Annotated in this window: 14 protein-coding genes; 10 read left to right on the forward strand and 4 right to left on the reverse strand. The window is 43.6% G+C overall.

Features of this window, described 5'->3' with window-relative positions:
• Positions 1–262: 262 nt before the first annotated feature.
• From rsmF to MSG38_RS05365, 4 genes are all read right to left on the reverse strand, one after another.
• On the reverse strand, positions 263–1684 hold the full coding sequence (rsmF, locus tag MSG38_RS05350) for a 16S rRNA (cytosine(1407)-C(5))-methyltransferase RsmF (protein ID WP_248401220.1): 1422 nt from the start codon (positions 1682–1684) through the stop codon (positions 263–265).
• 149 nt (positions 1685–1833) lie between these two features.
• The gene (locus tag MSG38_RS05355; protein ID WP_248401221.1) at positions 1834–4491 is read right to left on the reverse strand and encodes an MlaD family protein; all 2658 of its coding nucleotides are present in this window, start codon (positions 4489–4491) and stop codon (positions 1834–1836) included.
• Positions 4478–5749, reverse strand: coding sequence for a paraquat-inducible protein A (locus MSG38_RS05360; protein WP_248401222.1), 1272 nt, complete (start codon positions 5747–5749; stop codon positions 4478–4480). The genes MSG38_RS05355 and MSG38_RS05360 overlap by 14 nt, the downstream gene beginning before the upstream one ends.
• A 66-nt stretch (positions 5750–5815) precedes the next feature.
• A complete protein-coding gene (locus tag MSG38_RS05365) occupies positions 5816–7612 on the reverse strand; it encodes an ABC transporter ATP-binding protein (protein WP_017059690.1) in 1797 nt (598 codons plus the stop codon).
• A gap of 89 nt (positions 7613–7701) precedes the next feature.
• On the opposite strand from MSG38_RS05365, the gene MSG38_RS05370 reads away from it, so the two are divergent.
• The 10 genes from MSG38_RS05370 to rlmKL all read left to right on the forward strand — a co-directional run bounded on the left by MSG38_RS05370 (position 7702) and on the right by rlmKL (position 24915).
• Positions 7702–8193, forward strand: coding sequence for a GAF domain-containing protein (locus tag MSG38_RS05370; RefSeq protein WP_248401223.1), 492 nt, complete (start codon positions 7702–7704; stop codon positions 8191–8193).
• A gap of 97 nt (positions 8194–8290) precedes the next feature.
• A complete protein-coding gene (gene proQ / locus MSG38_RS05375) occupies positions 8291–8914 on the forward strand; it encodes an RNA chaperone ProQ (protein WP_017057223.1) in 624 nt (207 codons plus the stop codon).
• A gap of 17 nt (positions 8915–8931) precedes the next feature.
• Complete coding sequence (prc, locus tag MSG38_RS05380) at positions 8932–10926, forward strand: carboxy terminal-processing peptidase (RefSeq protein ID WP_248401224.1); 1995 nt, start codon at positions 8932–8934, stop codon at positions 10924–10926.
• Positions 10927–11203: 277 nt separating this feature from the next.
• Entirely contained in the window at positions 11204–11887 is a 684-nt protein-coding gene (locus tag MSG38_RS05385; RefSeq protein ID WP_019823244.1) for a hypothetical protein, read from the forward strand.
• 217 nt (positions 11888–12104) lie between these two features.
• Positions 12105–14711, forward strand: a complete 2607-nt coding sequence (pepN, locus tag MSG38_RS05390; RefSeq protein WP_248401225.1) for an aminopeptidase N — start codon at positions 12105–12107, stop codon at positions 14709–14711.
• 191 nt (positions 14712–14902) lie between these two features.
• The gene (locus MSG38_RS05395) at positions 14903–15121 is read left to right on the forward strand and encodes a DUF2835 domain-containing protein (protein ID WP_004733645.1); all 219 of its coding nucleotides are present in this window, start codon (positions 14903–14905) and stop codon (positions 15119–15121) included.
• A 228-nt stretch (positions 15122–15349) separates the two neighbouring features.
• Entirely contained in the window at positions 15350–20191 is a 4842-nt protein-coding gene (locus tag MSG38_RS05400; RefSeq protein WP_248401226.1) for an NAD-glutamate dehydrogenase, read from the forward strand.
• Positions 20192–20520: 329 nt separating this feature from the next.
• The gene (gene pyrD / locus MSG38_RS05405; protein ID WP_017059681.1) at positions 20521–21531 is read left to right on the forward strand and encodes a quinone-dependent dihydroorotate dehydrogenase; all 1011 of its coding nucleotides are present in this window, start codon (positions 20521–20523) and stop codon (positions 21529–21531) included.
• 206 nt (positions 21532–21737) lie between these two features.
• Positions 21738–22286, forward strand: a complete 549-nt coding sequence (locus tag MSG38_RS05410) for a cell division protein ZapC (protein ID WP_017059680.1) — start codon at positions 21738–21740, stop codon at positions 22284–22286.
• Positions 22287–22794: 508 nt separating this feature from the next.
• The gene (gene rlmKL / locus MSG38_RS05415; protein WP_048610935.1) at positions 22795–24915 is read left to right on the forward strand and encodes a bifunctional 23S rRNA (guanine(2069)-N(7))-methyltransferase RlmK/23S rRNA (guanine(2445)-N(2))-methyltransferase RlmL; all 2121 of its coding nucleotides are present in this window, start codon (positions 22795–22797) and stop codon (positions 24913–24915) included.
• Positions 24916–24936: the final 21 nt, after the last annotated feature.

A 24936-nucleotide genomic window follows, 5' to 3' on the forward strand; every position in this document is an offset into this window, starting at 1 on the left:
GTTTGGGCTTAGGGGAAAGGGCTCCGAAGAGCCTACGCTAATCGTTTTAATCTTTTGACTATTAGATTGAAGTCTAGTTTAGATTCCCGAAAGTGCGATTTTTCTTTTTGGAAATAGTGACTTGAATTGATATTTATATAATTAGTTGTTGATTTACAAGCGCTCGCACACTGACTTATATGGCTGATAGAATAGAAAAAGCCCAAACAATTAACGTTGTTTGGGCTTTTTGTTTATCAAGGTGTGTTCAGTGCGAACGCTTTTAGAAAAGGTTCTTATCGCGCACGAGTTCGCGTGGTAAACCGTTCTTCACTCGGTTGCCAACCCACTTACCAAGGCCGATGATTGCACCATTGTACTTCACTAGTACTTCACCTTTGCCAGACAAGCCTTCAGGGCGAACATCGCGTCCCATGAACCATTCACGGGCATCTTCAATACTTAGTTCGACAACATTAGCTTCATTACCCGTTGCAAGCGTTGTCGCCACTTGGTGCTGCCAGCGGTAACCTTTTTTATGGGTTTCGGCGATCTTGATTCCCATGCGAGAGAAACGGAATTCACCGATCATCGGCTCTAGCGCTTCTGGGAATAGCCAAACGTCTTTGTCGCGAATCCAAATTTGAGTATCGCTTGGCAATTCGATATCGAGAGTACTCATCAGTTCTTCAGCGACTTCTTGCTGAGTTTTCTTTGATGCTTTTTCAAATGGGAATTTACCCATACGCTTTTTAACTTCTGGTGGAGTAACAGACGCTAGTTTACGGATACGTGCAACAAAGAAGCCTTCCGAGTCATAAACCTGTGGGAATATGTGTAGAAAGCCTTCTTCTGTCGTGGTTGCTTTTGCGTTGTCGAATAGTGACTCCAGAGATTCAAACTCAACCGCATCACCAAAGGTTTCTTTTAGGTGATGACACACTTGTTGGTTCTCTTCGGTGCTAAGCGTACACGTTGAGTAAACCAAAACACCATTAGGTTTAAGAGCATGGAATGCACTTTCAATCAGATCTTTTTGCGTGTCGGCAATGTCGACCACAGATTGATACGTCCAGTTCTTCATCGCATCAGCGTCTTTACGAATGGTGCCTTCGCCAGAGCAGGGTGCGTCTAGCAACACAGCATCAAACTGTTCTGGTAACCAACCACCGAAAACTCGACCGTCAAAGTTACTTAGAGCGGCATTACGAACACCACAACGTTCGATGTTAGCGTGAAGGACTTTCACACGGCTTGCTGCGTACTCATTGGCAACCAATACACCGCGATTATTCATTAGCGCAGCGATTTGCGTTGTTTTAGAACCGGGTGCAGCCGCAGTGTCTAACACCGCTTGGTAATCAGCTTCACCTTGGAAAAGTGCCGAGGGTGGCATCATCGAGCTTGCTTCTTGGATGTAGAAAAGACCAGACATGTGTTCTGCCGTATTACCTAGTGGCGCTTCACTTTCATCAGCTGTAATCCAAAAGCCCGTTTCACACCAAGGTACAGGTTCCAGTTCCCAGCCTTTCTCTTTTGATCGTACTAGGAAGTCTGCAACACTGATTTTCAATGTATTGACTCGAATGCTTTTACGAAGTGGTTTTTGGCATGACGCAATAAAAGAAGCCATATCTAGATGACTAGGCATGATTGCTTCGATGTGCGTTAGGAATTCTTCAGGAATATATACGTTAGCGTGCAAAAGAGTGTCTCGATTTATTGCATTAATGCGGGGAGTTTAAAGCAAAATGAGGCCGCCCTAAACCATATTTATAGCAAACAACAAAAATGCAGCCGAATGGCTGCATTTTGATGAAGAATTAATCTTCCGGAAACGTCAGGGAATTCACTCTATGGACGAGGAATTGCTGTTCTCCATGATTTCCATTCATCTTCGGCTTGAGGATAGAGGTAGAAAGACTGATCTTCGCTTGCTACTGGTTGAAGTTCATTTGTCGGTGGCGTTGAGAATGTAATACCACCTCTTAACAAGCTGTCTACCGTTCCGGCTTTGATGTTTGCGCCTGACAGGCCGATAGACACATCGACGCCCGACACGTTCCAGAACACGGTGTTTGCGCGGATTAGATACGCGTAATCAGGCTTTATTTGAATCGTAGAGATGATACGGTCGGCAAACTCACCTAGCTGAACATCAATAACACTGCCAATTTCTAGCTCACGGAATAGGATAGGCGTACCTTCAGATACCGAGCCTCGCGTTTCGCTTTGCAGTTGGAATATCTTGCCTTCAGGCTGCACGGGTCCTTTGCTAAGCTCAAATTTCGTGTTTCTTTCACCTTTACCCGGATCTACGTTGATGTGCTTAGATAGCAGCGCGGAGACGTTTTTGATGCCGTTAAGGCCAATCTCAGGTTCTGCCAACCAGAAGTGACTGTTCGCCACGGCAATCTTGTCGACGTACTCAGGTAAAATACGCGCAGTAATTTCAATACCGCCCTTGTTGAAGTTCGGAATCACCAAAGTAACCTCACCAACAGTGACACCTTGATATTTGATCGCCATGCCTTTGCTGACTTCTTGATCGCCAGAAGAGGTGATAGTAATCGCGCGGCCAAATTTTCGAGCGGATTTTGAATCTTTGTAAAGCTTCCACACGTCACCAAGTTTGTTGTCGATTCCTGGCAGAGAGTCAAAAGCAATACCGCCTTGGATAAGGGTTTTAACTGGTGCCGCTTTAATGCTGATACCCGATAGTGACGCATCAACTTCAACGCCTGAACGGTTCCAGAAAACAGTGTGCTTGTTGAGTAAGTGCGTGTAACGATTTTCGATTGTGACTTTAATTCTTACGCCACCGTCGGCAAGCTGAAAATCAGAAATACTACCCACTTGTAGGTTGCGGTAGAGTAGTGGGCTGCCTTTAGATATTGAAGGTAGCTCACTGGCAAACAACGAAAGTGTCTTTGAGCCAGACTGATTAAACTTAGCGATTTCTGCTAACGACTTACTTTGGAAAAGTTGATAGTCCGTTCGAGCTTCAGATTTGCCTTCACTTACAAAGCTAATCGAGCCAGTAAGAAGCTGTTTTGCTGGTGGGACCGTAACACTCAAGCCTGATTCGGTTAGCTCTGCGGTCGCACTGCCTGTCACGAAGAAACGGTTGTGACTTTTGATAAGATGCGCGTACTCATTATCGATAAGTGCATCCATGAAGACTTCGTGTTTATCAGAGCCCGTACCAACACCATCAACTAATCCCACATGGATGATAGAACCAACGGCAATGCCTTTGTAGAGCAGTTGTGTGCCGACATCTAAACCGAACGAATTGTTCGATGTTAAGCGAATCGCAACGGATTTCTCTTGTTCCTGACTGAATTCATTTTTGCGGATCGCAGTAAATCGACGCGCCTTTTCACCTTCACCCGGTACCAAGGTTAAAAAGTTACCTGTCACTAAATTGGCAATGTTTTTCATGCCAGTAAGCGACAGTTCAGCTTCTTCTAGAACGAATTTACTGCCACTATTTAAAAAGTCACTGAATGCCGGTTGAATAGCGGCAGATGCGACGACGTTTTCACGCCCTTCACTTAGCGATAAATCAGTGATTTGACCGATTTCGATGCCGCGATACATGATCGGAGCACCCGTTGCACTGATCTTGTTGTCATCTGGTACGGCGATCTTGATAGAGATACCTCGACCCGCTGTTTTCAGATCTGGGTAGAGTTTGAACTTAGTATTCATCTCAACCGGTTGGCCTTCTCCCGGAGAGTCGACCGCAATTGAACCGCCAAGCAATGCACTTAGGCTCTCTAAGCGAACATCAACACCGGAAAAACCAATACTTGCACCTAAACCACTGACATTCCAAAAACGGCTTTGGTCTGTGATTATATGGCTGTACTCATCTTTAATTGACGCTTGAATCGTAACGGATTTCGCGTTGTCGTTTAACTGGTAGTTGTAAACCTCACCAATTGGGATTTTACGGTAAACGATTTGAGAACCAACAGACACGCCGCCCAGATCTTTGGTCGTCAGTGAAATATTCAAACCTTCAGAAGCCAGTAAGTCAGAAGGGGAGGATTCTAAGGCTTGGAAAACGGTTTCTGGGTCTTGTTTAGTTTCGCTCGGGTGGATAGCAATATAGTTACCTGAAACAAGTGCGTCTAATCCTGAGATACCCGACAAACTTGCTGTCGGCTTTACAAGCCAGAAACGAGTGCCTTTTGAGAGTAGCTTCTTCGCTTCTGGGTAGATGTCAGCATCGACATAGATACTCGATAGATCTTTGGATAAAGTGATGTCACGCACCATACCCACCTCTAAGCCTTGGTAACGAATCGTTGTTCGACCTGCGACTAAACCTGCGGCATCTGAGAAGTATATCTGCACACGTTGCCCAGCATCGTGTATCGATTTCATGACCAACCAACCGGCTAAGGCGACGGTTAATATCGGCAGAATCCACAAAGGTGAGATGCCTTTGTTTTTCCTTACTTCTGGTGAATATGACGTTTGTGATTGGTTATCGTTGTTCATTCACTGACTCATCTTTAGAGGTGTAGTTATCCCAAATTAGCCTAGGATCTAAGCTTTCCGCTGCTAGCATCGTGAGAACAACTACGACGCCAAAAGCGACTGCACCATAACCTGGTGTAAAGTTTAAAATTTGTCCTCGGTCGACCAAGGTCATCATGATCGAAATAACGAACAGATCCATTACCGACCATTTTCCCACCCATTTTACGATGAAATAGATGGTCATACGTTGCCTGTGGTAAACGGCGCGCTTCATCTTGATACAGATTAAGATGTACGCGAGGCCCAGTATTTTCGCAACGGGCACGACGATACTGGCAATGAAAATGATCGCAGCGATGCCATACATATCGCTATTAATCAGCGAAGCGACACCAGAAATGATGGTGTCTTCTAGCCTTTGACCGTTGGTAATAAGAATAGAAATAGGAATGACATTGGCTGGCACGATAGCCACGGATGCGGCAAATAGCAGAGCCCAAGTCTTCTGTATAGAGTAGGGCTTACGGTGATATAAATCATGGTGACAACGCACACAAATATGGCCGTCCGGCTGAGATAGGTGACAGTTGTGACAGTGTACGTTCTTAGATTCAGCAAAAGAGTATTCAGATTCTTTTGCCCAAGCTTCCCAGTAGCGACGCACACTGATACGGCTTACCAGTAATACGCAGAAAAGCTGCAGAAGAATCAGGCCAAGCAAACCAGGGCCGACGAAAATGTCTGAGTAATCTTGCAGTTTGAAACATGAGACCGCCAAACTTACCAGAAACACATCCAACATCATCCAATGTTTGAGAGTCTGAATAATGGCTAATGCATAACGAAAGGGTGTGAAGATCTTAAAACGCAATGAGGCATGAGTGATGAGTACCGACGTACACACGAGCAACGGAGCGATCGAACTGCAGAACAGGATCAGCAAACCAAGCAGAGGAAAACCTTCGCCCATCAAGGTAAAGACGCCGGATGGTAACGTCGCGGGAATCATGACACCAATTAGGCGAATACTGATGAATTCAAAAAAGTGCGACGGGATAAACAGCAATAAGCAGGTAATTGCGATTGCTAGGTTTCCAGAGAGGCTAGGGGTGCCGCCTCTATAAAGTTGAGTTCCGCACCTTGGGCAGTAAGCGGATTTCCCTAAAGGGATGTCCATTTTATCTACGGGAAGTTCGCAGCCCTGGCAAAGACGCACTGAGCTGCTGTCGCATTGGTGTTTTGTTGATAAAGGGTTGGTTACAGATGGGGAGGTCACGCGACCTCCCTAGTTGAAACGTAAGTTAGGTGAGCAACCCGACTTAAAGACTCAGAGCCACAAACATCAGGCGTGCGATTGCACACTGCCGTAGAGTGTTTGATAGAGTCCTTGTTGTTCAACCAATTCACCATGTGTTCCCGTCTGTGTGACTTGTCCATCTTCTAAAACATAGATTAGATCGGCTTGTTTCACCGCTGATAATCGATGAGCCACTATCAAAGTTGTGCGATCTTTCAAAAACTCGCTCAGAGCTTTATGCAGGGCCGACTCTGTTGCTGTATCGAGTGCAGATGTCGCTTCATCAAGAATAACAAACTTAGGATTGCTCAGCACCATACGAGCTATTGCTAAGCGTTGTCGTTGACCGCCAGACAGTCGAACGCCGTTCCTACCAATTTGTGTATCTAAGCCATTACTCAGTTGCTTGATGACATCTTGCATTTGAGCGACTTCAAGCGCACGCCACAACGACATTTCGTCGTATTCAGCACCAAGGGTCAGATTATGCCTTAATGTATCGTTAAAGAGTATAGGTTGTTGTAAAACAACGGCAATTTGATTGCGTATTACATCAAAGCTAATGTCATCGGTTGTTTCACCGTTATAGCGAATGCAACCCGAGTCTGCTTGGTAAACCCCAATCAGCAACTGGATTAACGTAGATTTACCACCGCCACTCGCGCCCACCAAAGCGACTTTCTTACCTGCAGGGATGTGCAGCGATAGCCTATTTAAAACAGTGTTTTCCAATGTGTAAGAGAATGTAACGTCTTCGATGTCGACTGTCACTTCTTGATCTTCAGTAAATGGGTTCACTTTACTGATAGGGCGCTTCTCTTCTTCTAATTGAAGAAGATCGTTGATGCGTTGCAGTGCAGCTTTCGCGCTATACCAAGAGAATTGAATGCCTAGCAGCTCTTGAACCGGGCCTAACATGAACCACAAGTAGCCAAATACTGCGAAAATCTGACCAATGGTTAAGTCACTGAATAACACCATTAGCATAGCGACGGCACGGAAAAGCTCGAAACCTAATAAGAAGAGTAGAAACGAAACACGGCCAGCAGCTTCAGATTGCCAAGCGTATTTGTCGGCATCGATTCTTACTTGGTTTGCTTGAACCTTAAGTTCATCAAGAAAGATACGTTCTTTATTCGCCGCACGCAGTTGGTAAATGCCGTCTAAGGTTTCTACCAAACGGTTTTGAAAGCGCTCGAAAGATTGGTTTTCGTATTTCTTAAGGTGTTTGACCCTGCTGCCTAGTTTACGGGAGAAATAAATCACAACAGGATTGACCAGTAAAATGAACAACCCTAAACGCCACTCTAGCCACAACAGCACGATCGCTGTCCCGAACACGGTCAGGAAGCTGATGATAAATTTAGAAAGAGTTGAGCCAATGAACTTATCTATTGTCTCTATGTCTGTTATTAGGTGGGCGTTAATACCGCCGCTGCCTTTGGTTTCGTATTGTCGAATACTGATGCGGCCAAGCTTATCTATCATCTTGCTGCGCATTTGATAGGTAATTGTTTTGGACACAAGCGTAAACTGACGCCCTTGCAGAATGTTCAGCGCTTGGCTAACGGAGCGCATGATAATCACTAACAACAAAGTTAGTGCTATATAGCCAGTCGGTGTTTGTAATGAAGATGGAAGTAGGTGGTTCATCATCTCTAAGCCTGAAGCGGGCTTATCAAGTAATACTTCATCAACCATTAATGGCATGAGCAACGGGATAGGGACACTAATGAGAGTTGCAAATATGGCAATAATGTTAGCAAACAGTAATTTGGACTTGTGTTTTTTTACTTGAGTTATTAACCAAGAACGGCTAATAGTGTCTTCTGAATTGTTCATTGTAATGAGAATAAGTCCTATTTAGTTTGATGGCCGCATTCTACTGCGTTCTCTTGATAATGGAAGTCTCAATTTAATTGGAAGTTAATATGAAAATAGAACATTACCAACGCTTAACCAAACAAGCCGTTGCATTAATTGAATCAGAAACCGATCTAACTGCTAATCTTGCTAATATCAGTTCATTATTATTCATGGAATTGGATGACTTGAATTGGGCGGGTTTCTATTTAATGAAGCAGGATCTAGCTAAGGAAAAAGACGAACTTGTACTGGGTCCTTTCCAAGGTCAACCTGCTTGTGTGCGAATTCCAGTAGGGCGTGGTGTGTGTGGAACTGCGGTTGCGACGAATACAATTCAGCGCATTCATGATGTTCATGAGTTCGCAGGTCACATCGCTTGTGACGCTGCAAGTAACTCAGAAATCGTTATTCCGTTCTCGATTGGTGGAAAAATAGCGGGCGTTCTTGATATCGATAGCCCAAATGTTGGTCGTTTTTCTCAAATTGACGAGGACGGATTAACATTTTTCATGGCAGAAGTGGAAAAGCTGCTTAATTCGCACGCGAACAAGGCATAAATTATTCTCTTACTGTGGTTTTTCCCAAGCATCTCTCTATAATACGTAAAAATATTTTCTTAATGCTCGCGGAAAACCGCAAAAACCAGGAACCCACATGGAAAACACTGAAAAGTTAAAAAACAGCAAAGAAGTTATCGCATATATTGCTGAATGTTTCCCTAAATGCTTTACTCTAGAAGGTGAAGCGAAGCCACTTAAAATTGGTATTTTTCAAGATCTTGCTGAACGTCTAAATGAAGACGAAAAAGTAAGTAAGACTCAGCTTCGTGCAGCGTTAAGACAGTACACATCATCATGGCGTTACCTGCACGGCGTAAAAGCTGGCGCAGAACGTGTTGACCTAGACGGCAACGCGTGTGGCACACTAGAAGAAGAGCACGTTGAACACGCTAAAGCTACACTTGCAGAAAGCAAAGCGAAAGTTCAGGCTCGTCGTAAAGAACAAGCACAAAAAGCTCGTGAAGAAGGCAAAGCGAAACCTAAGGCGAAGAAAGCTCAACAGCCTCGTCGTCAAGCGCCTAAAGCACCAAAAGTAGAAAAGCCTGTAGAAACACGCGCTTTGAACGCTGACGAATTCATCGCTGGCAAAGAAGTAAATGTGAACATGGGTAAAGGAAACATGGCTGCGACCATTGTTGAAATCAATAAGGAAGATGTGCGTGTTCAGTTAGCAAACGGCCTACAAATGGTTGTTAAAGCGGAGCACTTGCGCGCTTAAAGGAGATACTCCTACGCATGAAATGCCGTTCAAAATTGACACTGATTGCTGCTAGCTTTTGGCTAGCAGCTTCAGCTCAGGCTCTTGAAGCCAAATTAGATCAGGACGATTTACCTCTACTCGCTCCTGAGGTCCAACACGAAACTGCTAGTAAACGTGTTACTTCTCGATTTACTCGTTCTCACTATAAACACTTCAATCTCAACGATGATTTCTCTCAAGCTATCTTTAATCGTTACTTAGAGATGCTGGATTATAATCGTAATATCTTCACTCAAGCTGATATTGACTCTTTCGCTGCGTCATCTACACAAATTGATGATCAACTGAAAGCAGGCAATAACCAGATTGCATTCGATGTTTATAATTTGTCTATGCAGAAGCGTTTTGAACGTTTTCAATATGCATTGTCTTTGCTAGATACAGAGATTAAGTTTGATACTGATGAAAGTATTGAGCTCAATCGTAGTGAAGCGGAATGGCCAAAAGATATCGCTGAAGTGAATGAGCTTTGGAGAAAACGCGTTAAATACGATGCGTTGAATCTAAAACTTACTGGTAAAGAGTGGCCAGAGATTCAAGAAGTTTTGGAAAAGCGTTACAACAATGCGATGAAGCGTATTACGCAATCGCACAATGAAGATGCTTTCCAAATCTACATGAACGCATTTGCGCGTGAAGTTGATCCGCACACCAGTTACCTTTCTCCAAGAAATGCAGAACAATTCCAATCTGAGATGAATCTATCTCTAGAAGGTATTGGTGCTGTACTTCAGATGACAGACGACTACACCGTTATTCGATCTTTAGTTGCTGGTGGCCCTGCGTCAAATAGCAAACAATTGAGCGATGGCGACCGTATTGTTGGCGTTGGTCAAGATGGCGAAGAGATTGTTGATGTTATCGGCTGGCGTTTAGACGATGTAGTGCAATTAATTAAAGGACCGAAAGGGACTAAAGTTAAGCTACAGATCTTGCCAGACGGTAAAGATGCAAAAAGTCACGTTGTCACAATTGTACGCGATAAGATTCGTTTAGAAGACCGCGCTGTTAAATCAGAAGTTATCGAGAAAGATGGCAAGAAGATTGGCGTACTAGAAGTACCAAGTTTCTATGTTGGTCTTTCTAAAGATACCGATAAACTGATCACCGAGCTTAAAGAGCAAGGTGTTGAAGGTATTATTGTTGATTTGCGAAACAACGGTGGTGGTGCACTAACGGAAGCAACCGAACTCTCTGGTTTATTTATCAAAGAGGGGCCTGTTGTTCAGGTTCGTGATAGCTACGGTCGTGTCAAAGTGAACAGCGATACTGATGGTGAAATCAGTTACCAAGGTCCGTTAACGGTATTGGTGAATCGCTACAGTGCTTCAGCATCTGAGATCTTTGCAGCAGCGATGCAGGATTACGGTCGTGCAATCATCTTGGGTGAAAACTCTTTCGGTAAAGGTACGGTGCAACAGCATCGCTCATTGAATCATATTTATGATTTGTTCGATAAAGAGTTGGGCTACGTTCAATACACAATCCAGAAATTCTACCGAATCAATGGTGGTAGTACGCAAAACAAGGGCGTAGTGCCTGATATTGCTTACCCAACGCCAATTGATCCTGCAGATACTGGTGAAAGTGTTGAAGACAACGCTCTTCCTTGGGACAGCATCGACAAAGCGAAGTACTCAGTGTTACAGCGTAACGATGAGCAGATCGCAGCGTTGACGACTAAACACCAAGCTCGTATCGCAACAGACATGGAATTTGGCTTTATCGCGCAAGATATTGAAAAATATAAGGCAGATAAAGACGACAACGACCTTTCTCTTAATGAAAAGGTTCGTCAACAAGAGAGTGATGATGCGGATGCGCTTCGTCTAGAGCGTATTAACCAACGTCAAAAAGCCGCTAAGTTAGAGGCGTTTAAAACGTTGGATGATATTCCTAAAGACTATGAAGCCCCGGATGCTTATCTTGATGAGTCTGTTGCTATCATGCTGGATATGATCAAGAAATAGAGCAAACGCCTGTTAAAAGGTGATTGTTTCAAGACGCAAAATTTAAAAAGCGAGCCTAGAGGCTCGCTTTTTTTGTGTCTATGATTTGACAGAAATATCTGATTGTAACCGTTTAGGTTGGCGCAAATAACACTCAATATTCAGGGTAATTTAGCTCTGTTTTGCGTTGGATAATGACATTTAAGTTACTTCGCACTTAAAATTTAGTGACTTGGATCATATTTTTTCGCTTTCTAATCATTACGTGCCTAAGCTTAAAGAAAACGAGGGGGCGCGTATGAAATGGATTCTACTAATTTTATCTTGTTTAAGTTTTGTTGCTTTTGGGAGCGAGGTCGCTTCGAGCAGTCAACAATCAAAAAGTGATAGTAATCTATCTCATTTTGACCTTCCTCTGTTGCTTGGTGATTGGTATTTGATGAATCCAGATCCTGAGCAAGGTACTGAAAACTTTAGAGCAATCAAACTCACTCTCGATTCAAATTACTCATTCACTATCGATATCCAAAAGAAAGACTACAGTGTGGATCATTGGGAAGGTTTGTATAACGCCAATGAAGACACCATTATTTTGGGTTTGAATACTTCTGAGCCTCAGGTTTACGCGTACAGCAGTAACCATAATATGCTGAATCTTAACGGTGTTATGTTCACCAAAGCCTTGCCCAACGCCCTAGCTGGAATATGGTCAAGCGCCGAACTATCTGGAAGCGACTTGCGAGCCAGCAACATTCAAAAAATGGATTTAGTGCTTCAACCTGATTTTATCTTCATGTTCCGAGTTTCCGATGAAGAAGGGGGTGAAGTCATTCGTCGTGGTGTGTATTACACCGAGGGCGACCAATTAGTACTGCTTTATGAGAACGGCGAACACGGTACTCGTTACACATTGAACAGTGATGTTTTGACGCTTCAAGGTGAAGAGGGTGACATGTTCGCGGTGCTTAATCGCATACGTTAAGGACGAGTTTTAACCATAAAATCGGCTCGTTGAAAATATGGCACACAGTTCATTTCTTAGCCGTTCCTTTCTGATTTGATTGATAAAATAGCAAAACATGGAGGCATTTTCTTACAATGCCTCCTTTTTTTAATATTCCCCTTGTTTTATTGGCGCTCAACCTTTAGATATATACAGTTAAAAAATAATTACGTATAACGATCAAAAGGAACCCGTCATGGCACATACACCTCAAGCCAAGTATCGTAAAGATTATCAATCACCATCTCACACGATTTCTGAAATCGATCTTACTTTCGATTTGTACGACTCAGCATCCATCGTTACGGCTGTTTCTAGTGTTAAGCAGGAGAAAGACAGCGCGACATTAGTACTTGATGGTGAAGGCTTGAAGTTGGTTTCTGTTTTGGTTGAAGGCAACGAATGGACTCAGTACGAGCAGTCTGAAACTCAACTTACGCTGAATGACCTTCCAAAAGAATTTACTCTAACCATCGTTACCGAAGTTAACCCTGAAGGGAACAGTGCACTTGAAGGCTTGTACAAGTCGGGTGGCGCGTTCTGTACTCAATGTGAAGCGGAAGGTTTCCGCCGTATCACTTACTACATGGATCGCCCAGATGTGTTGGCGAAATTCACTACAACGGTAATTGCAGACAAAGCAGAGAACCCATTCTTATTAAGTAATGGTAACCGTGTTGATGAAGGTGAAGTTGAAAATGGACGTCACTGGGTGAAGTGGCAAGACCCACACCCAAAACCTGCTTACTTGTTTGCACTTGTTGCTGGTGACTTTGATGTACTTCGTGATGCTTATACTACGCAATCGGGTCGTAACGTTGACCTAGAAATCTTTGTCGACAAAGGTAACCTAGACAGAGCTAACCACGCGATGGTTTCTTTGATTAACTCAATGAAGTGGGATGAAGAGCGTTTCAACTTAGAGTACGACTTAGACATCTACATGATCGTAGCCGTTGATTTCTTCAACATGGGTGCGATGGAAAACAAAGGCCTGAACGTATTCAACTCTAAGTTTGTTCTCGCGAACGACCAAACAGCTACGGATACAGATTACCTAGGCATCGAAGCGGTAATCGGTCACGAGTATTTCCATAACTGGACCGGTAACCGAGTGACGTGTCGCGATTGGTTCCAACTAAGCTTGAAAGAAGGCTTAACCGTATTCCGTGACCAAGAGTTCTCGTCTGATCTTGGCTCTCGCGCGGTAAACCGAATCAACAACGTTCGTATTATTCGCGGGCCACAATTCGCTGAAGATGCAAGTCCAATGTCTCACCCAATTCGTCCAGAAAAAGTGATAGAAATGAATAACTTCTACACATTGACTGTGTACGAAAAGGGCAGTGAAGTGATCCGAATGATCCACACATTGTTGGGTGAAGACGGTTTCCAAAAAGGCATGAAGCTTTACTTTGAACGTCACGATGGTACGGCTGCAACATGTGAAGACTTCGTCGCGGCAATGGAAGATGCGTCGGGCGTTGATCTGTCTCAGTTCCGCTTATGGTACAGCCAGTCTGGCACGCCGACGCTGTCTGTTGAAAGCCACTACGACGCAGAGAAGAAACAATACACGTTAACAACTCGCCAAGTCACGTCTCCAACTCATGAGCAAACGGAAAAGCAGGCTCTGCATATTCCTCTTGATATCGAGTTATACACGGCTGCGGGTGAAGTTGTAGAGTTACAATGTAACGGAAAGCCAGTTCATAACGTATTAGATGTGAAAGAAGCAGAGCAAACGTTCGTGTTTGAAAACGTTTCTGAGCAACCGATCCCATCATTACTTCGTGAATTTTCTGCGCCAGTGAAACTGGAATACGACTATTCAGATGAAGAACTGATCTTCCTAATGGTAAATGCACTCAATGAATTCTCTCGTTGGGATGCGGGTCAAATGCTATTAGCGAAGTACATCCGCAGTAACGTTGCGAAAGTTCAACAGGGTCAAGCGTTTGAGCTTTCTGATTCTGTTGTTGATGCATTCCGTGGCGTACTGCTGAGTGATTCACTAGAGCCTGCGTTTATTGCAGAAATGCTTTCTCTACCAAGCCACAATGAAGTATCGGGTTGGTGCGAGCGTGTCGACATCGATGCGGTTGCGTCAGTACTTCATTCAATGAAAGTAACGTTAGCAAAAGAGCTTGAAGATGAACTTGCTGCGGTTTACCACATCAATGCATTAGCAGAATACACGATTGACCATGATTCAATTGGTAAGCGTACGTTGCGTAAAGTTTGTTTAAGTTACTTAGCGCATACTGAAAAGGGTAATGACTTGGTTGTTGCTATGTACCAACAAGCAAACAACATGACAGATACAATGGCAGCAATGGGTGCGGCAAACAGTGCACAACTACCATGTCGTGAAACCTTGATGGCGGATTACAGTGACAAGTGGAAACACGATGGTCTTGTTATGGATAAGTGGTTTGCATTGCAAGGTACAAACCCAAGTTCAAACGCCCTTGAAGTGATCAAAGCGTCGATGTCGCACCAAGCGTTCAGTTTGAAGAACCCGAACCGTACACGTAACTTGGTCGGTTCATTCTTAAACATGAACCCGGTTCAATTTCACGACAAGTCTGGTCAAGGCTATGCATTTGCTGGCGAAATCTTACGCGAACTGAACAGCAGCAACCCGCAAGTGGCTTCACGTTTGATTGACCCGCTACTTAAGTTCCGTAAGTACGACGATGTTCGTCAAGCTCTTATCAAGCAGGAACTAGAGACGTTAAAGAACATGGACAACCTAGCAAAAGACTTGTTTGAGAAAGTGACTAAAGCACTAGAAGCTTAAGTTAAACGCTCAATAAGATAAGCTGTTTGCTATAACGAAAGGCCATCAGTGGTAGAGAATATCTGCCACTGATTTTTTGTTTCTGGTTCGTCGAATTTTCGATAAGCTAGAGCAGTTTCAAGTTCAGTTTCACCGTCAGACATATAAAAGTGCCAAAAAACACCGGCACTGTATATTTATACAGGTATCGTATGAATCGCTATATTTTCCAACTTAACATCTCATATCAGCAGTTTTTGGCCAGCTATTCTGGCGCCGCAAGTAAAGTCCAAGTGATAACAACAACCGGATTACGTTTACAGTTACCTGCAACTCGGTTCAGACCATTTCTTACACAAATAGGGGTTAGAGGGCAGTTTAGACTGACAACTGACCAAAAAAATAAGTTTATTAAGTTGGAAGCTCTGTAAACCTTGGCGTGCCTAGTGAGTTAAAAGGAATCTTAATCACATAATCAAACATTTCACCTCTTACCACCTCCAAAACAATTAACTATTTCTCAATAATGCTTTTACAATAAATGAATGCATTACCTTTGCTTAACTCGTTAGTAGAAAAGCGCTCAACGGCACGATTCAAACACCAGATTAAGTGATCCCCCTAATAATAAAATATAATTCTAATTGTGGAGTGTGACTATGACCGCACGTGAAACTGTGGTTCCAGTTTTACTTGAAAAAGTTTACAAGCTGATTCAAGACAAACTTGACCTTGCTCATCGACCTCTCGTAACTCAACTTGCTCAACACTTGTTTAGTAACGTTTCTCACGACGACCTAACTCAGAGAAACGAATCCGATTTATACGGTGCTGTAGTTAGCTTATGGCATCACATCAATGAAAAGAAAGCCGACGAAATTTCTGTTCGTGTTTTTAACCCAACAGTAAGTCGTCAAGGCTGGCAGTCTACTCACACTATCGTTGAGATAGTGGTACCAGATAGCCCATTCCTCGTTGATTCTGTAAAAATGGCATTAACTCGCCTCGACCTCTCTTCTCACCTTATGCTTCATAACCCAACACAAATCTCTCGCTCAGATAAGGGCAGTGTTGTCGGTGTTAGCAATAACGAAGGTGCATTCCAATCGCTTTTCCATATTGAGGTTGACCGTCTTAGCAGTAAAGCTGAAATGACAGCGCTTAAAACGGAGCTACTGGATATCTTTACCGATACTAGCTTAGTTGTGAACGATTGGTTGAAGATGGTAGAACGACTTGAAGAAGTAACCAATCAAGTAGAAAAGCAGAAAGAGAGCATTCCTGTAGATGGCCAACGTTTTGATGAAACGTTGGCGTTTCTTCGTTGGTTAGGTGAACACAACTTTACATTCATGGGTTATAAGGAATATGACCTAGTTTCAGTTAACGGCGACACTGAACTGCAACCGACCAAGGAGCAAGGTCTTGGTTTGTTTGCGAACTCAGATCGTGTACGTAACGTTAAGCTATCTGAGTTTTCTGATTCGGCACGTCTTGAAGCGAAAAAGCCTTATGTACTTATCGTAACCAAGGGCAACACGGCTTCACGCATTCACCGCCCAGCTTACAACGATTACATTGGTATTAAGAAGTTCGACAAGAACGGTAAGGTCATTGGTGAGCACCGCTTTACTGGTCTTTACACTTCTGCCGTTTATAACCAAACCGTTGAAACGATTCCTCTTGTTCGCGAGAAAGTAGAGCGAATCTTAGATGCGAGTGGTTACCGTGAAGGTTCATACTCTTACAAAGCGCTGCACAACATTCTTGAAAACTATCCACGTGATGAACTGCTTCAAGCTCGAGAAGAAGAGCTACTAGAAGTCGGTACGGGCGTAGTACAAATGCAAGATCGCGATCTTCTGCGATTGTTTGTTCGCAAAGACCCGTTTGGTCGTTTCTTTAGCTGCATGGTTTACGTAACAAAAGATCGTTACAACACTGAGCTTCGTCGCCAAACACAGCGCATCTTGAAACAGTACTTTGGTTGTGAAGAAGAGGTTGAATTTACAACGTACTTCTCTGAAAGCCCGCTAGCAAGAACGCACTATATTGTTCGTGTTGATAACAACAACATGGATGTGGACGTGAAAACAATTGAGCAAAATTTAATGGAAGTATCGTCTACGTGGGATGACCGTCTGTCTGAATCTATCATTGCAAACTTCGGTGAAAGCAAAGGTCTTCCATTGTCGAAAGAGTACATGCGTGCATTCCCACGTTCGTACAAAGAAGACATGATGCCAGGTTCTGCTGTTGCCGACATTGAACGTTTAGAAGCGCTAAGTGAAGATAACAAACTGGGTATGCTTTTCTACCGTCCTCAAGAAGAAGCGGCAGATTCAAAAGCCGTTCGTTTGAAGTTGTTCTACCACAGCGATGAGCCAATTCACCTTTCTGATGTTATGCCAATGCTTGAAAACTTTGGCCTACGCGTTATCGGTGAATCTCCATATGAAGTGCGTAAAACCAACGGTGTGACCTATTGGATCCTTGATTTCTCTATGCTGCACAAGAGCGATAAGACCATTGATCTTCGTGAAGCTCGCGATCTTTTCCAACAAGCCTTTGCGGCAATCTGGGCGGGTGAGTTAGACAGCGATGGTTTCAACCGCTTAGTACTTGGCGCTGGCCTTTCTGGCCGTGAAATCTCAATCTTACGTGCTTATGCTCGTTACATGCGTCAAGTTGGTTTCCCATTCAGCCAACAATACATTGAAGACACATTGTCTCATTACCCAGAATTAGCGAAAGGGCTAGTGAGCCTATTCGGCAAGCGTTTTGACCCGAAACTGAAGGGCAGCGTAAAAGGCCAACAAGATCTTATTAAGAAGATCACTGAACAGTTGGATCATGTAGAAAGCTTGGATGATGATCGTATCATTCGTCGCTACATGGAAATGATCACTGCAACGCTTCGTACTAACTACTACCAAGTAGACGAGAATAAGCAGTCTAAACCTTGGTTGGCTCTGAAAATGAGACCAAGCGAGATTCCAGATATCCCTGCGCCGGTTCCTGCGTTTGAGATCTTCGTTTACGCACCAGACATTGAAGGTGTGCATTTACGTGGCGGTAAAGTAGCACGCGGTGGTTTACGTTGGTCAGACCGTCAAGAGGACTTCCGTACTGAGATTCTAGGCCTAGTTAAAGCGCAACAAGTTAAGAACACGGTTATCGTTCCGGTTGGTGCTAAAGGTGGTTTTGTTTGTAAGCGTCAACACACGATGTCTGGCCGAGATGAAATCTTTGCTGAAGGTCAACGTTGTTACAAGCGCTTCATCCGTGCCTTACTAGACGTATCAGACAACATCATTGAAGGTGAGGTTATCCCACCTAAGAGTGTTGTTCGTCACGATGAAGATGACCCGTACTTGGTTGTAGCTGCCGATAAAGGTACCGCGACATTCTCAGATCTAGCGAACTCGGTAGCTGAAGAGTACAACTTCTGGTTAGGTGACGCGTTTGCCTCTGGTGGTTCTAACGGTTACGACCATAAAGCTATGGGTATCACGGCGAAAGGTGGTTGGGAATCTGTTAAACGTCACTTCCGTGAAATGGGCATCAACTGTCAAAGCACAGACTTCACTGCCATTGGTGTAGGTGATATGGCGGGCGACGTATTTGGTAACGGTATGCTGCTATCTAAGCATATTCGCTTACAAGCTGCGTTTAACCACATGCACATCTTCATTGACCCGAATCCAGAGTCGGCATCAAGCTGGATAGAGCGTGACCGTTTGTTTAATCTGCCTCGTTCAAGCTGGGAAGATTACAATAAAGACCTGATTTCTCAAGGTGGTGGCATCTTCTCTCGTCGAGCGAAGTCTATTTCCCTAACACCTGAAATTCAGAAAATGCTGGGTACCAAGAAAGCTTCTATGGCACCCAATGACTTGATCAAAGCGATCTTGTCTATGCAGGTTGATCTACTTTGGAATGGCGGTATTGGTACTTACGTTAAGTCTTCTAGCGAGACTCATACTGATGTGGGTGACCGTGCAAATGACGTGCTACGTATTGATGGACGTGACCTAAAAGCTAAGGTTGTTGGTGAAGGCGGTAACTTGGGTATGACTCAATTGGGTCGTATTGAATACGCTCTAACGGGCGGTCGAGTAAATACTGACTTTGTTGATAACGTTGGTGGTGTAGATTGCTCGGATAACGAAGTTAACATTAAGATCTTCTTGAATGGCTTAGTGTCTAATGGTGATCTAACCGTTAAGCAACGTAACCAAGTGCTTGAGTCAATGGAAGATGAAGTTGGTGAAATCGTACTAGATGATGCGTACTGCCAAGCTGAGTCTATCTCTGTTACTGAGCATCAAGGTGTAGGCTTAGTGAAAGAGCAAATCCGCTTTATTCACACTATGGAAAAAGCAGGGTACTTAGACCGTGGTTTGGAATACATTCCAGATGACGAAACGCTGCTCGAGCGTGAGAAGCAGGGCCAAGCACTAACAAGACCTGAGCTATCAGTATTGATCGCTTACGGTAAAATGGTTCTAAAAGAAGATCTTGTAAGTGATGATATTGCGAATGATGAGTTCCATGCTCAACAACTGATGCAATACTTCCCAACAGAGTTACGCCGTAACTACTCCCAGCACATGGATAACCATCCACTACGTGCCGAGATCATTGCAACTGCGCTTGCTAACCAAATGGTTAACGAGATGGGCTGTAACTTTGTGACTCGTTTGCAAGAAGAGACGGGCGCGAACATTGTTGATATTGCGAATGCTTACGCGGCATCACGTGAAATCTACGGTCTAGGTAAGGTACTAAAGAGCATCCGTGAACTGGACAACATCTCAAGTTCTGAAGCTCAATACGAATTGCTTTATCATGTGCGTCGTACGCTTCGTCGCCTAGCACGCTGGTTGCTAAGAAACCGTACGGGTAAACAGTCAGTGAACGCATTGATTGAGCTTTACCAAGGTGATGTGGCTGCGATTACTGAAAAACTGGACGAAAACTTAGTAGCTTCAGAAGTAGAAGAGCATCAAGCAATGGCTCAACTATGGATTGATCAAGGTGTAAATGCTGAGCTGGCTAATTCAGTGGCTCGTTTGTCTAGCCTGTACTCAGCACTGGATATATCCACAGTGGCTCGTGAAACAGGTAAAACAGTCCAACAAGCGTCTAAGCTTTACTTCAACCTTGGCGACCGTTTGTCACTGCATTGGTTCTTGAAGCAAATCAATGGCCAAGCTGTAGACAACAACTGGCAAGCGCTGGCACGTGCTGCATTCAGAGAAGATCTGGATTGGCAACAACGTCAGCTAACTGGCCAAGTACTTAACTGTGGCTGTGCTTCAGACATCGATGTGATTAAAGCGCTTGATGACTGGATGGAAAGTAACTCTGTTTCTCTGCATCGTTGGGAGAGCATCTTGAACGAATTCAAAGTGGGTTCTGTTCATGAGTTTGCTAAGTTCTCAGTGGCGTTACGTGAATTGATGTTGTTGAATCTAAACTGCATGTCGAAAGACTAGTCACTAGATAAAACGAAAAATATAAGGGCAGGCCACAAGGTCTGCCTTTTTCGTTTCGGTAAAGTGGGATCAATAGAACTAACGATTTTTGAAGGACCAACCTCGACGGACACGTTGTTTGTTGTTAAGTGAGTTGGTGGCTGTACTAAGGTTGAGATTAGAAATGGGTTAATAACCTGAAGAAACGATAACGTTTGCTTAATAATGAACCTCATTCGTTAGCAAACTCGATTATCTTACCCTTACAGACAGTAATAGATTGAATAGTTGGGTAAATAAGTAAATAATATCGCCCCGTTTACACGGGGCTTTTTTCTATCGGAGGCACAATGCTTTACCGTCTAGCCAGAACTGGCTTTTTCCAACTTGATGCCGAAAAGGCACATGATCTTGCAATTCAAAATTTCAAACGCTTTACAGGCACACCAATTGATCTTTTGTATCGCCAACAATTACCTCATCGACCTGTAGAGTGCATGGGTCTTACTTTTAAAAACCCAGTTGGCCTCGCGGCAGGCCTAGATAAAAACGGCGAATGTATTGATGCATTTGGCGCTATGGGTTTTGGTTTCGTAGAAGTAGGAACAGTGACTCCACGTCCACAAGCGGGTAACGACAAACCTCGATTATTCCGTCTTGTTGAAGCTGAAGGTATCATCAACCGCATGGGCTTTAACAACCTAGGCGTCGACAACCTTGTTGAGAATGTTAAGAAGTCGAACTACGATGGCATCTTAGGTATTAACATCGGTAAGAACAAAGACACACCAATTGAAAAGGGCGCTGAAGATTACTTGATCTGTATGGAGAAGGTATATCAATACGCTGGTTACATTGCTGTGAACATCTCTTCACCAAATACTCCAGGACTTCGTTCTCTACAATACGGCGAAGCTCTAGACGATCTGTTGTCTGAACTTAAAACCAAACAATCTGAACTGGAAGAGAAGCATGGTAAATATGTGCCTCTTGCTCTTAAGATTGCTCCGGATCTAAGCGACGACGAAATTAGCCAAATTTGTGAATCATTGATCAAAAATAAGATCGATGGTGTGATCGCAACAAACACAACATTGGATCGTTCAATCGTTGAAGGCATGAAACATTGCGATGAAGCGGGTGGCCTAAGTGGACGTCCTGTTCAATCTCGTAGTACTGAAGTAGTTCGTAAACTTCACGAAGAGCTGGGTGACAAACTGCCGATCATTGGAGTAGGTGGTGTTGACTCGTATGTTGCTGCAAAAGAGAAAATGATGGCAGGCGCGAAGCTTGTACAAGTTTACTCTGGTTTCATCTACAAAGGTCCAGGCCTAGTTGGCGACATCGTTAAAAATCTATAAGCTGAAAATTGCTTTTATTCTTGAAAAGCGAAAATCTGGCATCGTCTTACTAAAAGAGACACTGTAACTCACTGAGTTGTAGAGAAAAGCGATAAGAAAGAGGAATTCATTTCCTCTTTTTTTTTGCCTATTGCTCAGTAAAATTACTGTAATTGAAGGTAATTTTGCGTTTTACCTAATGGAATGGTTCAACAGTGTGAGACGAAATGATGCTTAAACCTAGCGATACATGGAGTTGGTATTACGATGAGCAGCAATGTTCATTAATGCTAAACCTCGGAGAGGATATGATTTTCAAAACGAATCTGGTCCGCAATAAGCTGGTGGACTGCGCGTTTAGAGATAATGAATTCACCGTTGATGACGCATCTTCATACCAAACCTTCAAAGAACAAATTTCTGGCTTAGAACTGTCTGAGCCTCGCCAAGCTGAACTCGCGCTTTATTGCGTGGCAGCAAAGCGCTTCCACAAGCCTGTACAGCCTAAGAGTTGGTTCTTCGACTCACAGGGTGCTGGCCACGAATATCCTCAAGAAGGGGATATCGTACAAATGAATAACGAGCATAGCTTAGGGTATTTCATTGTATTAGAAGTGGGAGAGTGTGCGAGCCTATGCGCATTTGTCGACCTAGAAGAGTTTCTGCTTACACCTTCAAAAGGGTTACGCTTTGGCGACTCAATTAAGGTCATGCACGATAGAATGATAGACGCGAACGCTATTCTTCATCAAACGCACATTGCGATGGTCGGTTAGCCTTCAATCTAGTCCATCATTTCTCACACACATCGCAACGCATCAACCTGTCAAGTCTTCCCCAAAATCGGCTCATTAGCCGATTTTTTTGTGCCTAAAAAACCTCACCCTGATAAATACATCACTGCTTAACCATTTAAATAGTGAACTTACGACTATTTTTTCGCCTTAATTTCTGCCTGTTTTTATCGCCAGAAGTGTAATTTACCCATCTTTATTCCCTGTTTTCTCCCTTTTGTAGCTAACTTTCAGCCCTAAATCCGACTTGGTATATACCAATTTAAGGGTGAATATAAATTCATATTGTCGCTTTGGTCGGTATTTGGTCCTGAATCGTGTTGGTTTGATAAGTCTTATGTTCTAAGGGGATGTGGGTAAGCGATCGCTTCAACACTGTGCGTTTGCTAGCCAGTTAGAAGAAAGATTCAATGAAAAGACGAGTTTAGTGTGATGCTCTAGTAACAAATTCAGGTATAATCGAGCTCATTTTTATCAATAAAAGAACACTATGAATCAATATCTAGCGGTTACCTCAAATGGCCTTGAGAATTTATTAGTTGAAGAACTAACCCAACTAGGGATTACAAACGCAAAACCTGTTCAAGCAGGTGTTAAATTCAAAGCCACCAATGAGCAAATTTATCGTTGTTGTTTGTGGAGCCGTTTGGCTTCTCGATTTGTACGTGTCCTTTCTGAATTCACTTGTATGGACGACATGGATTTGTACCTATCAACCACTGCGGTTAACTGGGTAAATCAATTCCATAGCTCTAAGCGTTTTGTTGTTGACTTCAATGGTACGAACAACGAAATCCGTAATAGCCAATACGGTGCAATGAAAGTAAAAGATGCCGTTGTTGATTGCTTCGAGAAGAAGTCTTTGCCTCGTCCTTCTATCAGCAAAGAGAACCCAGACATTCGCATTCACGTTCGTCTACACCGTGATAAAGCGATTCTTGGTGTTGATATGGTGGGCAGCGGTCTTCACCAACGTGGTTACCGTCCAGAATCAGGTCGTGCACCTCTGCGTGAAACACTTGCTGCAGCGATTCTTCTTCGTAGTGGTTGGGATGCGACTAAGCCTTTCCTAGACCCTATGTGTGGTTCAGGTACGTTAGTGATTGAAGCGGCAATGATGGCTGCAAATATGGCTCCAGGTGTTAAACGCCAGAAGTGGTGTTTTGAATCACTAGAAGATTTCGAACCAGAACTTTGGGCTGAAGTGAAAGCGGAAGCGAATGTTCAAGGTCGTCGTGGCGTTAAGAAAGTAGAATGTAAGTTCTATGGCTATGACAATGACGAACGCATGATCAAAACAGCGCGTGACAATGCTCGTCGTGCTGGTGTTGAAGAGTTGATTGAATTCGAAGTAGGTGATGCTGCAAAACTTAAGCGTCCTACCGAGTTTACTGATGGTGTGATTGTTTCTAACCCACCTTATGGTGAGCGTCTTGGTACAGAGCCGGGTCTTATTGCCCTTTACACGGCATTCGGTGCACAGCTTAAAGCTGAATTTGGTGGTTGTAACGCGTCTATCTTCTCTAGTTCAGACGAATTACTGAGCTGCTTACGCATGCGTGCAGACAAACAGTTCAAATTAAACAACGGTGCGTTACCGTGTCACCAAAAGAACTACTCAATTTCAGATCGTCCGATGTCAGAACGTCCAACGGGCGAGCAAGAACAGCTGATTGCTCCTGACTTTGCAAACCGACTTAAAAAGAACATCGGTAAGATTGGCAAGTGGGCTAAGAAAGAACAATTAGATTGTTACCGTATCTACGATGCTGACTTACCAGAATACAATGTAGCGATTGACGTATACCCAGGTCACCTTGTGATTCAAGAATACGCAGCGCCTAAAGATGTGCCGGAAGATAAAGCTAAGCGTCGTTTAACCGATATCATTCGTGCGTCTATTCAAGTAACAGGCGTTGAAGCAAACAACGTGGTGCTTAAGGTTCGTCAGAAGCAGAAAGGCCGTTCTCAATACCAGAAGATGGCTCAAGACTCATCTAACCTAGAAGTGAACGAATACGGCGTTAAGCTGATTGTTAATCTTCATGATTACCTAGATACAGGCTTGTTCCTAGATCATAAGATCACTCGTCGTCGTATCGGTGAGATGGCCGCAGGTAAAGATTTCCTAAACCTGTTCGCTTACACAGGCAGTGCATCTGTTCATGCTGCTGTCGGTGGCGCTCGTTCTACAACAACGGTTGATATGTCTAATACCTACCTTGAGTGGGCAAAACAGAACATGGAGCTTAATGGCCGTGTTGGTCGTCAACATCAATTTGTTCAAGCTGACTGCTTACAGTGGTTGGTTAAAGAGCAGGGTTCTTACGACCTGATCTTTATTGATCCACCTACATTCTCAAACTCTAAGCGTATGGATCAATCTTTCGATGTTCAACGTGATCACATTCAGTTGATGGAAAACCTTAAGCGTCTTCTTCGTGAAGAAGGCACGATTGTGTTCTCTAACAACAAACGTCACTTCAAAATGGATCTAGAAGGTCTAGAAGCGTTAGGTCTTAAAGCTCAGAACATCTCTGCTAAGACGCTTCCATTGGACTTCTCTCGCAATAAGCACATTCATAACTGCTGGTTGATTACACATAAGTAGTTAAGAGATTGTATAAGGATA

Origin of the sequence: Vibrio sp. 1CM24A, assembly GCF_023161725.1 — a bacterium.
In the GTDB taxonomy this organism is placed as follows: Bacteria; Pseudomonadota; Gammaproteobacteria; order Enterobacterales; family Vibrionaceae; genus Vibrio; species Vibrio coralliirubri.

Bases quoted from the DNA above. Each gene is read 5' to 3' on its own strand.
- MSG38_RS05355 (WP_248401221.1), bottom strand. From the start codon at position 4,491: ATGAACAACGATAACCAATCACAAACGTCATATTCACCAGAAGTAAGG.
- MSG38_RS05365 (WP_017059690.1), bottom strand. From the start codon at position 7,612: ATGAACAATTCAGAAGACACTATTAGCCGTTCTTGGTTAATAACTCAA.
- MSG38_RS05370 (WP_248401223.1), top strand. From the start codon at position 7,702: ATGAAAATAGAACATTACCAACGCTTAACCAAACAAGCCGTTGCATTA.
- proQ (WP_017057223.1), top strand. From the start codon at position 8,291: ATGGAAAACACTGAAAAGTTAAAAAACAGCAAAGAAGTTATCGCATAT.
- prc (WP_248401224.1), top strand. From the start codon at position 8,932: ATGAAATGCCGTTCAAAATTGACACTGATTGCTGCTAGCTTTTGGCTA.
- MSG38_RS05385 (WP_019823244.1), top strand. From the start codon at position 11,204: ATGAAATGGATTCTACTAATTTTATCTTGTTTAAGTTTTGTTGCTTTT.
- pepN (WP_248401225.1), top strand. From the start codon at position 12,105: ATGGCACATACACCTCAAGCCAAGTATCGTAAAGATTATCAATCACCA.
- MSG38_RS05395 (WP_004733645.1), top strand. From the start codon at position 14,903: ATGAATCGCTATATTTTCCAACTTAACATCTCATATCAGCAGTTTTTG.
- MSG38_RS05400 (WP_248401226.1), top strand. From the start codon at position 15,350: ATGACCGCACGTGAAACTGTGGTTCCAGTTTTACTTGAAAAAGTTTAC.
- pyrD (WP_017059681.1), top strand. From the start codon at position 20,521: ATGCTTTACCGTCTAGCCAGAACTGGCTTTTTCCAACTTGATGCCGAA.
- MSG38_RS05410 (WP_017059680.1), top strand. From the start codon at position 21,738: ATGATGCTTAAACCTAGCGATACATGGAGTTGGTATTACGATGAGCAG.
- rlmKL (WP_048610935.1), top strand. From the start codon at position 22,795: ATGAATCAATATCTAGCGGTTACCTCAAATGGCCTTGAGAATTTATTA.